12 protein-coding genes are annotated in these 13,459 nt (G+C 61.6%); 3 read left to right on the top strand and 9 right to left on the bottom strand.

Features of this window, described 5'->3' with window-relative positions; translation table 11 throughout:
- Positions 1-39: 39 nt before the first annotated feature.
- The 3 genes from creC to E8E68_RS02195 form a co-directional block, all read right to left on the bottom strand.
- Complete coding sequence (gene creC, locus E8E68_RS02205; protein ID WP_266030595.1) at positions 40-1,476, bottom strand: two-component system sensor histidine kinase CreC; 1,437 nt, start codon at positions 1,474-1,476, stop codon at positions 40-42.
- A complete protein-coding gene (gene creB / locus E8E68_RS02200) occupies positions 1,476-2,156 on the bottom strand; it encodes a two-component system response regulator CreB (RefSeq protein WP_266030593.1) in 681 nt (226 codons plus the stop codon). The genes creC and creB overlap by 1 nt, the downstream gene beginning before the upstream one ends.
- Before the next feature lie 147 nt (positions 2,157-2,303).
- The gene (locus tag E8E68_RS02195) at positions 2,304-2,804 is read right to left on the bottom strand and encodes an ATP-dependent zinc protease (RefSeq protein ID WP_110745917.1); all 501 of its coding nucleotides are present in this window, start codon (positions 2,802-2,804) and stop codon (positions 2,304-2,306) included.
- Positions 2,805-2,985: 181 nt separating this feature from the next.
- Here E8E68_RS02195 and E8E68_RS02190 point away from each other — a divergent pair, with 181 nt between their 5' ends.
- Complete coding sequence (locus tag E8E68_RS02190) at positions 2,986-3,873, top strand: acyltransferase (protein ID WP_280339463.1); 888 nt, start codon at positions 2,986-2,988, stop codon at positions 3,871-3,873.
- A gap of 131 nt (positions 3,874-4,004) precedes the next feature.
- Complete coding sequence (locus E8E68_RS02185; protein WP_280339461.1) at positions 4,005-5,354, top strand: APC family permease; 1,350 nt, start codon at positions 4,005-4,007, stop codon at positions 5,352-5,354.
- A gap of 116 nt (positions 5,355-5,470) precedes the next feature.
- Here the strand turns inward: E8E68_RS02185 and E8E68_RS02180 are convergent, their stop codons facing one another.
- Positions 5,471-6,043 (bottom strand): DUF2780 domain-containing protein, encoded by a 573-nt coding sequence (locus E8E68_RS02180; protein ID WP_280339459.1) that lies wholly within the window; start codon positions 6,041-6,043, stop codon positions 5,471-5,473.
- Here E8E68_RS02180 and E8E68_RS26865 point away from each other — a divergent pair.
- Positions 5,949-6,839: an RHS repeat-associated core domain-containing protein gene (locus tag E8E68_RS26865; protein ID WP_323054381.1), complete on the top strand. Its 891-nt coding sequence runs from the start codon at positions 5,949-5,951 to the stop codon at positions 6,837-6,839. The two genes, E8E68_RS02180 and E8E68_RS26865, sit on opposite strands and share 95 nt — an antisense overlap.
- Before the next feature lie 155 nt (positions 6,840-6,994).
- Here the strand turns inward: E8E68_RS26865 and fdhA are convergent, their stop codons facing one another.
- The 5 genes from fdhA to E8E68_RS02150 all read right to left on the bottom strand — a co-directional run bounded on the left by fdhA (position 6,995) and on the right by E8E68_RS02150 (position 13,453).
- On the bottom strand, positions 6,995-8,194 hold the full coding sequence (fdhA, locus tag E8E68_RS02170; protein ID WP_009683378.1) for a formaldehyde dehydrogenase, glutathione-independent: 1,200 nt from the start codon (positions 8,192-8,194) through the stop codon (positions 6,995-6,997).
- A 240-nt stretch (positions 8,195-8,434) separates the two neighbouring features.
- On the bottom strand, positions 8,435-9,292 hold the full coding sequence (gene purU, locus E8E68_RS02165; protein ID WP_110744744.1) for a formyltetrahydrofolate deformylase: 858 nt from the start codon (positions 9,290-9,292) through the stop codon (positions 8,435-8,437).
- 11 nt (positions 9,293-9,303) lie between these two features.
- Positions 9,304-9,936, bottom strand: a complete 633-nt coding sequence (gene soxG, locus E8E68_RS02160; RefSeq protein WP_110744745.1) for a sarcosine oxidase subunit gamma family protein — start codon at positions 9,934-9,936, stop codon at positions 9,304-9,306.
- Positions 9,937-10,106: 170 nt separating this feature from the next.
- The gene (locus E8E68_RS02155) at positions 10,107-13,121 is read right to left on the bottom strand and encodes a sarcosine oxidase subunit alpha (RefSeq protein WP_266030585.1); all 3,015 of its coding nucleotides are present in this window, start codon (positions 13,119-13,121) and stop codon (positions 10,107-10,109) included.
- On the bottom strand, positions 13,118-13,453 hold the full coding sequence (locus tag E8E68_RS02150) for a sarcosine oxidase subunit delta (RefSeq protein ID WP_009683373.1): 336 nt from the start codon (positions 13,451-13,453) through the stop codon (positions 13,118-13,120). Before E8E68_RS02150 ends, E8E68_RS02155 begins: the two co-directional genes overlap by 4 nt.
- Positions 13,454-13,459: the final 6 nt, after the last annotated feature.

Genomic DNA, 13,459 nt, shown 5'->3' with positions numbered 1-13,459 from the left:
TTTAAGTGTATTTGGGGCTGGTGTGCAGCCCCGGCTGTCTCAGCTGATGCGCCGTACCGGCAGCCACAACCGCACCCGCACCCCACCATCGACGTTGTCCACTGCCAATGCCCCACCATGCAGTTGCATCACCTCGGCCACGAAGTTCAAACCCAGCCCGGTGCTCTTGCGCCCGCTCCCAGGCCGCGGCAGCGAGTAGAACCGCTCGCTGACCCGCCCGATGGCATAGGCCGGTATCGCTTGCCCCTGGTTGAACAAACTCAACGCGACGCGTTCGCCATCGCGCTCCAGGTCGAACAGCAGCGTGCCCCCTTCCGGGGTGAAGTCCAATGCGTTATCGAGCAGGTTGGCCAACGCTTGGCGCATCAGAAACGGATCGCAAAGCAAACGCAAAGTGGCAGGCACCCGCTGACGGAGCTGCAATCTGGCACCTTCGATACGCGCCGCATGGGCCAGCAGCAACTCATCGACCAACGCCGCCAGCGCCACCTGCTGCTCGTCCTCCAGGGCCTGCATCTGCTCGACCCTGGCCAGGTTGAGCAACCGCTCGATCATCTGCTGCAAACGCTCGCTCTCGCGTTCGATATTGCCGGCAAAGCGCGCCCGCTGATCAATGGGCATATCCTCGCCTTGCAACAGCTCGGAAGCACCACGGATGGCCGCAAGCGGGCTTTTCAGCTCGTGAGTCAGGGTGTGTACATAGCGCTCGACATAGGCCTTGCCTTCCAGCTGGGTGCGCATGCGCTCCACTGCCTGTGCCAGGTTCGCCAGCTCGCCGCCCTTGTAATGCGGAAGCTCCGCACGCTCACCTTCGCTGACCGCCTGCGCATAACCCGCCAACTTGCGCAGCGAGCGCGAAAGCCACCACGACAGCGCCGCGCCGATCAGCAAGCCCAAGCCGATCAGCCCAAGCCCCAGAGTGAGCAAGCGCCGCTCGGAGCGGTCGATGTAGGGTTGCAATGAGCTATTGGGCTTGGCGACAGTGACGACGCCGATAATCTTGCCGTCGTCGATGATCGGCGCGCCAACGTGCATCACCGAGGTGCTTTCATCGTTGGGGTCACTGCGGGTGGAGCGGGCGCCATACTGGCCTCGCAGGGTCAGCAGCACGTCATTCCACTGCGAGTAATCCTTGCCCAGGGCCTCGCCACTGGAATCCAGCAACACGATGCCCTTGGCGTCAGTGACATAGATGCGGTGGCTCACCTGGTTCTTGGCCAGGCCCCAGATCCGCGCCCCCGGGCTGCGCAAACCGTAGGCCTTGAGCACCTCGGGCAGGCGGCCCTGGTTCAGGGTGCCGGCCTTGACCTCATCCCGGAGGATTTCTGCCAGCAGGTTGGCGGTGTCTACCAGCGTTTCTTCGGAGGATTGGCGCACCACCGGGCGAATCTGTTCGCGTACGGTATTGAGCAAAAAGTAACCGGCCAACCCGACGAACAGGAAGTACACCATGAAGATGCGAATGCCCAAGCGCATCAGGCGTGGTCCGGGCTGTAGCTGTAACCGAGACCGCGATGGGTCTGGATCGGCTCGGCATCACCCGCAACCTGGCGCAGTTTGGCGCGCAGGCTCTTGATATGGCTGTCGATGGTGCGCTCGTAGCCCACGTCGGAGGCCACGCCCAAAGCGTCGAGCAGTTGTTCGCGGCTGAACACCCGCTGCGGTTGTTCGAGCAGGCATTGCAGCAAGCGAAACTCATGCCGGGTGAGCGTGAGCGGCTGGCTGCGGTAGGTGATCTGCATGCGCAGGGTGTCAAGCTGGAACAAGGTGGTTTCGCCGACAACCTCGGCTCTCGGGGCCATGCGTTTGAGGATCGCCCGAACGCGCGCTGCCACTTCACGAGGGCTGAAAGGTTTTACTACGTAGTCGTCGGCACCGATTTCCAGGCCTACTACGCGGTCGATTTCACCGTCCCGCGCGCTGAGAAACATCACCGGCACGTCGGTGAACCGGCGCAGTTGGCGACAGGTTTCGAAGCCACTGATGTCGGGCAGGCCAATGTCGAGGATGATCAGGTCGGCCGGGCGCTGGCGCTGCTGCTCGAGGGCGGCGCTGCCCAGGGTTACCCATTCGGTGCTGTGGCCGTCGGCCTGCAGGGCGTAGACCAGGGTGTCGGCGATGGCGGCTTCGTCTTCGACGATGAGGATATGAGGCATGGCGTCCGGCCTTGCGGTTTTGAAGGTTGGCACAGCTCAGTGTAGGAGCGGGCTTGCCCGCGAACACCGGCAAAGCCGGTGCCTGACACTACATTATGTGCGTTCGCGGGCAAGCCCGCTCCTACATTGTATGGCGGACGCTTCAGATCAACAGTCTGGTTTGCCAGCGGTGAACTTCTTCGCCGGGTTGACCGCCGCCTTGAACTCACGCAGCGCCTTGGAGCCCACCAGCAGTGGGTAGTTGAAGCTGCTGCGGTCCACCAGGTTCACCTCCACGGTACGCTTCACGTCACCCAGGCACAGCTCCAGGTCAACCACTGGCCGCTTGGAAATTTCCGGGGCATCGCCCTCTTCCTCTTCATCGGCCCGGCCCTTGATCTTGCTGATGCGCGAGACCTTGTGCTCGTAAACCTTGCCGTCCGAGTCCTTGGTCGCCAGGCGGAAGCGCACCCACTCGTCGCCATCGCGGGTGAACAACTCGATGTCCTTGGCCGACAACGACGCGGTAAAGGCACCGGTGTCCATCTTGGCTTTAAGGGTTTCGCCCAGTTCAGGCAGGGCAATATTCTCGTAACGGCCGTAGATAGTGGGTTCGGCGGCCATCACCGGCAGCGCCAACAGCGACAACATGGCTAAAAGAGATTTCACAAGCAGGCTTCCTTGAGAGGGTCAGTGCTTAGACTGCACTGGGCAGATAGGTTCGCTGTCACAAGCCTAACCAACATAATGTGAAACATTTGTCCCCGCCGTCGGGCATTGGACATTTGGCGTAGACCTGGGCGCTGCTTATCATTGCGCCCTGCCAACTTCCCACAACAAGAGTTTCCTTATGCGTCGCCTGTTTACCGGCATTCTTACGACCACCCTGCTGCTGCTCAACACCGTGGTGTTGATCTGCCCGCTGCTGGTCTTCGCCCTGCTCAAGCTGGTGCTGCCAGGCCGTGGGCGTGACTATGCCTCGTGGGCAGTGATGTGGGTAGCCGAAACCTGGTCGGAAATCGACAAAGCCATCTTCGCCCTGTGCATCCCGACCCAGTGGGACATCCGCGGTGTGGAAAACCTGCGCAAGGACACCTCGTACCTGGCCGTGAGCAACCACCAGACCTGGGTCGACATCCCGGCGCTGATCGAAAGCCTCAACCGCCGGACACCGTTCTTCAAGTTCTTCCTGAAAAAGGAGCTGATCTGGGTGCCGTTGCTTGGCCTGGCCTGGTGGGGGCTGGACTACCCGTTCATGAAGCGCTACAGCAAGGCGTTTCTGGAAAAGCACCCGGAGCTCAAGGGCAAGGACCTGGAAATCACCAAGGCGGCTTGCGAGCTGTTCAAGCGCCAGCCGGTGACCGTGGTCAACTACCTGGAAGGCACCCGGTTTACTGAAGCCAAGCGCCAGCACCAGCAGTCGCCATATCGCTATCTGCTCAAGCCAAAGGCCGGTGGTGTGGCGTTTGTCCTCGCGGCATTGGGCGAGCAGCTGGATGCCCTGCTGGACGTGACCATCGTGTACCCCGGCAACAAGGCGCCAGGGTTCTGGGCGTTGCTCAATGGCAGCATTAGCCGGGTGATTATCGACATTCAGGTGCGGGAGCTGGACCCAGCGTTGTGGGTGGGGGATTACGAGAATGATCCTGAGTTTCGCCAGATGGTGCAGGCCTGGGTCAACCAGTTGTGGGTGGAGAAAGACCAGCGGATCGAGCAGCTGCGGTCGGAGATGGGCTGAGAGCTCTCCAACCCCTGAATCCCATTAGAATCCAGGCTAATAATCAGCATAAGGATTACTTTTTTGTTTTCTGCTGCCTAACTGGATAAAAATCGACCAAAGCACAACTACAAAAATGCCTGGATCGATCAATGGCCAACCCAACCAGCTCAAACCCCGCCCAGCTTCGCCGCGTCCTCGGCCTGCCAGCCTTGGTGTTTTTCGGCCTGGTGTACATGGTCCCGCTGACCATTTTCACCACCTACGGCATCGTCACCGAACTTACCGGAGGCCGCACCGCCGGGGCCTACCTGGTCACCCTGGTGGCGATGCTGTTCACCGCTGCGTCCTACAGCTTCATGGTCAAGCGCTTCCCGGTCGCGGGCTCGGCTTATTCCTACACCAACATGGCCTTCGGCCCCAATGTCGGCTTCCTGGCCGGCTGGTCGCTGTTACTGGATTACCTGTTCCTGCCGATGATCAACTACCTGCTGATCGGCCTGTTTCTCAACATTGCGTTCCCCGCAGTGCCTGCGTGGGCCTTCGTGCTCGCATGCATCGCTTTGGTAACAGTGCTGAACGTGGTCGGCATAAACTCGGTGGCCAAGACCAGCAATCTGATCGTCGGCGCGCAGATCGTGTTCATTGGCGTATTTGTCGCGCTGTCCTGCCAGACATTGGCTGGCCAGCCGCTCGACCTGCTGTCGCCGCTAATCGGCGACGGCAGCAAATCTGGCTTTGGCCACCTGATGGCTGGCGCAGCGGTGTTGTGCTTGTCGTTCCTGGGCTTCGATGCCGTATCGACCCTGGCCGAAGAATGCCGCGACGCACGCCGCGACGTGCCACGGGCGATCATCCTCACCACCCTGTTCGCCGGGTTGCTGTTCACCGTGCTGGCTTACGTCAGCCAGCTGGTGCTGCCGGGCAGCAGCTTCGCCAATGCCGACGCAGCGGCCAATGAAGTGATGTTCAAGGCTGGCGGGCAGTTCCTCACCAACTTCTTCACCGCTGCTTATGTTGCGGGCAGCCTGGGTTCGGCGCTGGCCTCCCAGGCCGCGGTGTCGCGCATCCTGTTCACCATGGGGCGGGATAACGTGCTGCCACGGCGCAGCTTTGGTTACCTGTCGCCGCGCTTTGGTACGCCAGTGTTCGCCATTGCGCTGGTGTCGGCGTTCTCGTTACTGGCGCTGGTAATCGACCTGTCTACCCTGGCCTCGCTGATCAGCTTCGGGGCGCTGGTGGCGTTTTCGGCGGTGAACCTGGCGGTGGTGAAAACGCACCTGATGGATGATGCCTCGCAGCGCAATTTCAAATGCCTGCTGAGCTATGGTCTGGTGCCGCTGGTGGGGTTGGGGCTGACCTTGTGGTTATGGACCAGCCTCTCGGCACTGACATTGGTGATTGGCCTGTGCTGGTTTGCCCTGGGCCTTGCATACCTGGCAGTTCTGACAGCGGGCTTCCGCCGCCCCGTCCGCCTGGTGGATTTCACCGAAGCTGCCTGACCAGATGCAATTGCGCTTTGCGGGAGCGGCCCTCTCGCGGCACAAGGCCGCTCCCACAGGATCAGCTCATGGCTTGAGGCTTTGGGCGCCTTCCGGGGATACCGACGCTGGAATCCTCAGACCGAAGGCTGGGCCAATGGCGCTGGGGTAGTCCAAAGGCTCCCCAGATTCTGCAGCAACGACCCGGCAATCCCTTGCTGCCCCAGGTACTGCAGCAACAATGGCGCAAACTGCCCGATCATCCCGGTATCCATCCCCAACGCCTTGAAGGCATTGTCCAGATCGCTGCGGTTTTCCACATTGCCACCCAGCGCATTGCTCAGCGCCGACTCGCTCTCGCTGTTCTTGCCGAGCAAATCCCCCAAGCCACTCAAGCCACCCAGGGCATTGGCCCCGGCCAGCAGGTCCAGCCCCGGCACCGCCTTGGTCAGTTGCCCATAGTCATCGCTGCTAAGGTTGTTGCGCGCCAGCCCCAGCATGGCTCCTGCTCCGCCTACCGCCTGTTCAGGGGTAATGTTCAGCTGGCTGCCCAAGGTATTGAGCAAATTGGCCTGCGCTTCGGGTGCCTGTACCTGGCCTTGTTTTGGGTTCTGCATGGCCGAGACGGCGTTGGCGGCATCGCTGAGGTTGAAGGCGAACACCGGGCTTGCGGCCAGGGTCATCAGGGTTGCCAGGGTGAGTGCTTTCATCAGAGGGACCTCATCGACCGGAATGGCCTGGGAAACGAGGCGTTCGACTGAATATTTCAAGATTTGTTCCAAACCATATATCGGGCTGCCTGGCCGCTCGCAAACTATTCCACCTAGCATTTTTGCTAGTTGTGCATGTGATCCTGAGCGGCAGACACTGACACCCATCCTAACCGTGGTCCGGCAGGTCAATCATATTGAATGGGATAGGCCAATGAGTATTCAGCAGCATTTCTATCAGGGCAACAATCTACACAGTATCAAGTCGAGCACGCAGACTAACTTACTGTTCCGTCATCAGGACAGGCCACTCGCGGAACGGCGCGGGACAAGCCAAGCGAGTTTACTTGGCTCCGACCCTGCTCGATCGGTACTGATGAGCCATAACCCATCCTCACTAACACCTTTTTCTTATACCCCGTACGGGCACCTGCCTGACGGGATTGAAGCAACGTCGTCGCTGGGCTTCAATGGTGAACACAGAGATCCGCTCGGCTTGTACCTGTTGGGCAACGGGTATCGCGCTTATAACCCGGTACTTATGCGCTTCCATTCACCGGATTCCATGAGCCCGTTTGGGAAGGGTGGGCTAAATGCCTATGCCTATTGCAAGGGAGACCCGATAAACTATAGAGATCCTACGGGTCATTTCATGGCACTTTTTGGCGCCGTTATATTGCTTGTTATCATAATTGTAGTCGCCCTCGTAATTGGCTTTACACAATTGAACAAGATTCGACCTGAGAACAGGAGTGCAAGATCGGCCAGGCATGAATCTTCAAGAGTCAGGGGTTAGGCTTGCCAAGATGAGCGGGCCGGTTTGCGAGCCTCCCCACAATAACTCGCTCTCGTCCCAAGGGATTTGTCGCCTGTGAGATTGCGCGGCACTGCAGCCCGCAAGAGCCATGAAAAAGCCCCTCGATATGAGGGGCTTTTCATGACATCACAGCATCACGCCGCGCCCCACATCTTGTGCGGGTCGATCACGAATTTCTTCGGCACCCCGGCATCGAACTCGCCATACCCTTCCGGCGCCTGATCCAGGTTGATCACCTGCACACCCACCACTTCAGCAATGTTGATGCGGTCCCACATGATCGCCTGCATCAGCTGGCGGTTATATTTCATGGTCGGGGTCTGGCCGGTGTGGAAGCTGTGCGATTTCGCCCAGCCCAGGCCGAAGCGGATGCTCAGTGCCCCGATCTTGGCAGCGGCATCGACCGCGCCTGGGTCCTCGGTCACGTACAGGCCCGGGATACCGATGTTGCCGGCTACGCGGGTCACTTGCATCAGCGAGTTCAGCACGGTGGCCGGGGCCTCGTGCTTGGCACCTTCGTGGCCATGGCCACGGGCCTCGAAGCCGACGGCGTCGACGGCGCAGTCCACTTCCGGCTCGCCGAGGATGTCGACGATCTGCTCGTGCAGCGGGGTGTCCTTGGACAGGTCGACCACTTCGAAGCCCTGCGACTTGGCATGGGCCAGGCGAGCTGGGTTCAGGTCACCGACGATCACGCAGGCGGCGCCCAGCAGGCGCGCCGAGGCAGCGGCGGCCAGGCCGACCGGGCCGGCACCGGCAACGTAGACAGTGCTGCCTGGGCCTACGCCAGCGGTTACGGCGCCGTGGTAGCCGGTGGGCAGGATGTCGGACAGGCAGGTCAGGTCACGGATCTTTTCCATGGCCTTGTCGCGCTCAGGCAGCTTCAGCAGGTTGAAGTCGGCGTACGGCACCAGCACGTATTCGGCTTGGCCACCGGTCCAGTCGCCCATGTCGACGTAGCCGTAGGCACCGCCAGCGCGGGCCGGGTTGACGGTGAGGCAGACACCGGTGTGCATCTCTTTGCACGAGCGGCAGCGGCCGCAGGCGACGTTGAAGGGTACCGAGACCAGGTCGCCGATCTGCATGCGCTCGACGTCGCTACCTTTCTCGACGATTTCACCGGTAATTTCGTGGCCCAGGACCAGGCCGACCTGGGCGGTGGTGCGACCGCGGACCATGTGCTGGTCGGAGCCGCAGATGTTGGTGGAGACCACCTTCAGGATGACGCCGTGTTCGATTTTCTTGCCGCGCGGGTCCTGCATTTTCGGGTAGTCGATCTTCTGTACTTCGACCTTGCCAGCGCCGAGATACACCACTCCACGATTGCCAGACATGCTCTTACCTCGCTTGATTTATATTTATGCAGCGGTGGTTGAACGCGCCGCCATCCGTGGGCGGCATGTGTTTCTGGAATGAGGGAATTGTGGGCCGGATGGCCAGATGTGCGCTGACTGGGAGCGACAGGGAGATGCCATTTAGCGGCAGGTACAAAGGTGTGAAGCCATTCGCGGGACAAGCCCGCTCCCACAGGCTGTGGGAGCGGGCTTGTCCCGCGAATCGGCCGATACAGGATGTCAGAGAACGACAGTCCGGTTGGCGTTGAGGAACACCCGCCGCTCGATGTGATAACCCACAGCCCGCGCCAGGGTCAGGCATTCGATATCGCGCCCTTTGGCAATCAGGTCTTCCGGGTAATGGCTGTGGTCCACCACCTCGACGCCCTGGGCAATGATCGGCCCTTCGTCGAGGTCGTTATTGATGTAATGCGCCGTGGCGCCCACCATCTTCACGCCCTTGTTGTATGCCTGGTGGTAAGGTTTGGCGCCCTTGAACCCTGGCAACAGCGAGTGGTGGATGTTGATCGCCCAGCCATCCAGGCGCCGGCACAGCTCTGGCGACAGCACCTGCATGTAGCGCGCCAGGATTACCAGCTCCGCGCCGGTTTCCTCGATCACCTTCAGCACCTTGCGTTCTTGCCCAGGCTTGTCATTGGGGTCGAGCGCAAAGTGGTAATAAGGGATCTTGTGCCACTGCGCCAGCGGTTCGAGATCAGGGTGGTTGGACACCACCGCGACCACGTCCATGCCCAGCTGCCCAATACGCTGGCGATACAGCAGGTCATTCAGGCAATGGTCGGCCTTGGACACCATGATCACCACCTTGGGGCGGTGGTTGGGCGCGGTCAGCTCGAAAGCCATGCCGAACGCATCGCTACGCTCGGCAAGGCCGGCACGAAAGCCTGCCTCGTCAAAATCGTCCGGCTGGCGGAACTCGACGCGAATGAAGAAGCGTCCCGACTGCCGGTCATCGAAGGAGTGGTGCTCCGTCACGTAGCAGCGCTGCTCGAAGAGGTAACGCGTCACCACGTCGACGGTGCCGAGCATGCTCGGGCAGTCGGCGGTGAGAATCCAGGTATCCGGTGCCCGACTCATGTTCTTGCTCCTTAGGCTTCGATGCTCAGGCCGTATTCGGCAGAAGCGTCCTGCAGCCACAGCCACCAGTAATCGGCGAAGCTGCGGCGAATCACCAGCTCCCAGGTGTCTTCAGCAGTGCGGCGGATCACCAGTTGCGACTTGGCGAACACGGTGCCCACGGCCTTGCCCACCGGGAAGTTGTTCGGGTGAACATCATAGCTGGTGGACTTCATCAGCACTTCGCGCACGTTCGGGCCACGCAGCTCCAGCAGGCTTTGCCCGCCACTGACATTGACTACCTGAATGTGCTGGCCTTCGAGGGCCGCGCGCAGCTTTTGCTCGACCGCCAGTTCCTGGCCGCCTGGGACGATCAGCAGCCATTCGTCGGGGCCTACCCATTGCAGCGAGGTTTCACCGTTGGCAACCACGGTCAGGGCTACCGGCAGCTCCAGGCCCAGGGCCTTGTGCACGCCAGCGGCGAATTCCGGGTTGTGGCCATCACCACGGATGGTCAGGTGACCGAGAAACTTCTTCTCACGCAGGGTTACACCTGCGTTCTTGCGGCCTTTGCCAACCAGGCTGGCCAGGTCGGCATGGTGCAGTGGCGACTGGGCCTTGGCCTCGGCGCCGGGGTTTTGCTGGAAGACGTTGATAGCGCTCATTTCTTACCTGCCTTGAATTCTGGATTCGACCACGGTGCCTGCGGGAGACGGCCATCCTGTGGGAGCGGGCATGCCCGCGAATGCGATGTTGAATTCACCGCCCTCTTCGCGGGCACGCCCGCTCCCACAGAGACCTCATTCCACGCCTGGCACCGGTTGGACCGGGGGCCTTAGACGTTCTGCCGCTCACCCTTCGGATCGAAGAACACCGAAGACACGATCTCCGCCTCGATCACGCTGCCATCCGCCTGCGGCGAGTAGACACGCTCGCCCATGCGCTTGAGGCCGCCCTTGACCACGCCCATGGCGAACGAGTAGCCCAGGGAGTTGGACGCGTAGCTGGAGGTGACGTGGCCGACCATGTCCATCGGGATCGGTTGTTTCGGGTCGAACACCAGTTGGGCGCCTTCCGGCAGCCACTTGGTCGGGTCGACCGGCTTCAGGCCCACCAGCTGCTTGCGGTTCTCACGTACGCAATCTTCGCGGTTCATGCCACGCAGGCCGATCCACGAGAACGGCTTGTTGCGGCCAACGCACCAGCTCATGTTCAGGTCGTCCGGGTTCATCGAACCATCGGTGTCCTGGCCCACGATGATGAAGCCCTTCTCTGCACGCAGTACGTGCATGGTCTCGGTACCGTACGGGGTCAGGTTGTACTTCTTGCCAGCCTCGATGATCTGCTCCAGCACGCCCATCGCGTAGTTGGCCTGCACGTTCACTTCGTACGACAGCTCGCCGGTGAACGAGATACGGAACACGCGGGCCGGCACGCCACCGACGTTGCCTTCCTTCCAGGTCATGAACGGGAACGCTTCCTTGTCCATGTCGATGTCGGTCAGCTCGCTCAGCAGCTTGCGGCTGTTAGGACCGGACAGGGTCATGGTGGCCCAGTGGTCGGTGACCGAGGTGAAGTACACCTTCAGCTCCGGCCATTCGGTCTGGTGGTACAGCTCCATCCACTGCAGCACGCGGGCGGCACCGCCGGTGGTGGTGGTCATGATGAAGTGGTTGTCACCGACGCAGGCGGTCACGCCGTCGTCGAAGACCATGCCGTCTTCCTTGCACATCAGGCCGTAGCGGGCCTTGCCCACGTCGAGCTTGGTCCAGGCGTTGGTGTAGATGCGGTTGAGGAACTCACGCGCGTCCGGGCCCTGGATGTCGATCTTGCCCAGGGTCGAGGCGTCCAGCAGGCCCACGCTGTCGCGCACAGCCTTGCATTCACGGGCCACGGCGGCATGGATGTCTTCATCGGCTTTGGGGAAGTACCAAGGGCGCTTCCACTGGCCGACGTCTTCGAACTCGGCGCCGTTCTTCACATGCCAGGCATGCAGGGCGGTGAAGCGGACGGGCTCGAACAGGTGGCCACAATGACGGCCCGCTACTGCACCGAAGGTAACCGGCGTGTAGTTGGGGCGGAACATGGTGGTGCCCATTTCCGGGATAGTGATGCCGATCGAGCGAGCGGCGATGGCCAGGCCGTTGATGTTGCCCAGCTTGCCCTGGTCGGTACCGAAGCCCAGCGCGGTGTAGCGCTTTACGTGCTCTACCGACTCGAAGCCTTCACGGGTGGCCAGCTCGATACCGGCGGCGGTCACGTCGTTCTGCTGGTCGACGAACTGCTTCGGCCCCTTGGTGCCTTTGTCGTGCGGCACCTGGAACAATGCCACGGTGGCCTCTTCCTTGCGCGCCACGGTTTTTGGCAGGGTGCCGACAGCGGCTTTGAAGCCCGCCTCGGTGGCTGCGCGAACGCCGCCTTCGAAACCGTCGGCAATCACATCACCCAGGGCATAAACGCCGTTGATGCCACCCACGCACTCGCGTTTTTGCGGGGCATCGCCTGGCACGAAGCCGAGGATGTCGTCACGCCATACCGGGCGACCGCCCAGGTGCGAAGCCAAGTGCACGATCGGGCTGTAGCCACCGGAGGTTGCGATCAGGTCGCACTCGAGGGTTTCGCCTGGGCTGGTGACTTTGTGCGCCTGCACATCGATGGCCGCCACGCGGGCGCCGGTGACGTGCTTGCTGCCTTTGGCCTCGATCACGGCGCTGGAGGTGAGGATACGAATGCCTTTGGCACGCGCTTCTTCAACCAGTGAGCCACGTGGGTTATGGCGGGCATCGGCGATGGCGACCACTTGCAGGCCAGCGTCGTGCCAGTCCAGCGCAGCGCGGTAGGCGTGGTCGTTGTTGGTCGACAGCACCAGCTTGCGGCCCGGGGCCACGCCGTAACGGCGCACGTAGGTGGACACGGCACCGGCCAGCATGTTGCCCGGCACGTCGTTGTTGCCGTATACCAGCGGGCGCTCGTGGGCGCCGGCAGCCAGGACCACGCGCTTGGCGCGAACACGGTGCACGCGGTGGCGAACCTGGCCGATCGGGGCGCGGTCGCCAAGGTGGTCGGTGAGGCGCTCGTGAATGGTCAGGAAGTTATGGTCGTGGTAGCCGTTGACCGTGGCGCGTGGCAGCAGGGTCACTTCCGGCAGGCCTTCCAGCTCTTTGACCACGGCGCTTACCCAATCAGCGGCAGGCTTGCCGTCGAGGGTTTCGCGGGTGTCGAGCAGGCTGCCACCGAACTCTTCCTGTTCGTCAGCCAGAATCACACGGGCACCGCTGCGCGCAGCGGCCAGTGCCGCGGCCAGGCCAGCTGGGCCAGCGCCGACGATCAGCACGTCGCAGTGCTGGTTCATGTAGTCGTAGCTGTCCGGGTCGTTCTGCAGCGGTGCGCGGCCCAGGCCGGCTGCCTTGCGGATGTACTTCTCGTAAGTCATCCAGAACGATTTCGGGTACATGAAGGTTTTGTAGTAGAAGCCTGGCGGCATCATGCTGCCACCGACCTTGCCAAGGATGCCCATGACGTCGTTGTTGACGTTCGGCCAGCCGTTGGTGCTGTTGGCTACCAGGCCTGCGTACAGTGCCTGCTGGGTAGCACGCACGTTAGGGATCTGGGTGGCTTCGCTGGAGCCGATCTGCAGAATGGCGTTCGGCTCTTCGGTACCGGCGGCGATGATGCCGCGTGGGCGCGAGTACTTGAAGCTACGGCCGACGATGTCGACGCCGTTGGCCAGCAACGCGGCGGCCAGGCTGTCACCGGCATAACCCTGGTAGGTCTTGCCGTTGAAGGTGAAGTTCAGGACCTTGCTGCGGTCGATACGGCCGCCGCTGGCGAGGCGATAGGTCTGGCTCATACTTTTTCCCCTTGGCCTTTGACAGCGGACGGTGCGCTGGCAGCTTTACCGTTGGCGGTCACTTGCGGCTTTTCGCCAATCTTGTAGGTTTCCAGAATTTCATAGGTCACGGTGTCGCGGGTGACGTTGAAGTACTGGCGGCAGCCGGCAACGTGGTCCCACAGTTCGTGGTGAATACCGCGCGGGTTGTCACGGTAGAACATGTAGGTACCCCACTCCTCGTCGGAGCAGGCGGCAGGGTCCAGCGGGCGGGCGATATGCGCCTGGCCAGAGGCGTGGAACTCTTCTTCGGAGCGCAGCTCGCCGCAGTGGGGACAGAAAATATGCAACATGACGGT

It is taken from the genome of Pseudomonas sp. BN607, from assembly GCF_029871175.1.
Taxonomy (GTDB): domain Bacteria; phylum Pseudomonadota; class Gammaproteobacteria; order Pseudomonadales; family Pseudomonadaceae; genus Aquipseudomonas.
The sequence above is the reverse complement of the archived record's forward strand: the minus strand, read 5'-3'. Positions and strand labels throughout refer to the sequence as shown.

What these genes read in the sequence shown, in the direction of transcription:
- E8E68_RS02190 (WP_280339463.1), top strand. Translation starts at nt 2,986, where the DNA reads ATGCGTCGCCTGTTTACCGGCATTCTTACGACCACCCTGCTGCTGCTC.
- E8E68_RS02155 (WP_266030585.1), bottom strand. Translation starts at nt 13,121, where the DNA reads ATGAGCCAGACCTATCGCCTCGCCAGCGGCGGCCGTATCGACCGCAGC.
- E8E68_RS26865 (WP_323054381.1), top strand. Translation starts at nt 5,949, where the DNA reads ATGGCCGAGACGGCGTTGGCGGCATCGCTGAGGTTGAAGGCGAACACC.
- fdhA (WP_009683378.1), bottom strand. Translation starts at nt 8,194, where the DNA reads ATGTCTGGCAATCGTGGAGTGGTGTATCTCGGCGCTGGCAAGGTCGAA.
- E8E68_RS02180 (WP_280339459.1), bottom strand. Translation starts at nt 6,043, where the DNA reads ATGAAAGCACTCACCCTGGCAACCCTGATGACCCTGGCCGCAAGCCCG.
- creB (WP_266030593.1), bottom strand. Translation starts at nt 2,156, where the DNA reads ATGCCTCATATCCTCATCGTCGAAGACGAAGCCGCCATCGCCGACACC.
- soxG (WP_110744745.1), bottom strand. Translation starts at nt 9,936, where the DNA reads ATGAGCGCTATCAACGTCTTCCAGCAAAACCCCGGCGCCGAGGCCAAG.
- E8E68_RS02185 (WP_280339461.1), top strand. Translation starts at nt 4,005, where the DNA reads ATGGCCAACCCAACCAGCTCAAACCCCGCCCAGCTTCGCCGCGTCCTC.
- E8E68_RS02150 (WP_009683373.1), bottom strand. Translation starts at nt 13,453, where the DNA reads ATGTTGCATATTTTCTGTCCCCACTGCGGCGAGCTGCGCTCCGAAGAA.
- creC (WP_266030595.1), bottom strand. Translation starts at nt 1,476, where the DNA reads ATGCGCTTGGGCATTCGCATCTTCATGGTGTACTTCCTGTTCGTCGGG.
- purU (WP_110744744.1), bottom strand. Translation starts at nt 9,292, where the DNA reads ATGAGTCGGGCACCGGATACCTGGATTCTCACCGCCGACTGCCCGAGC.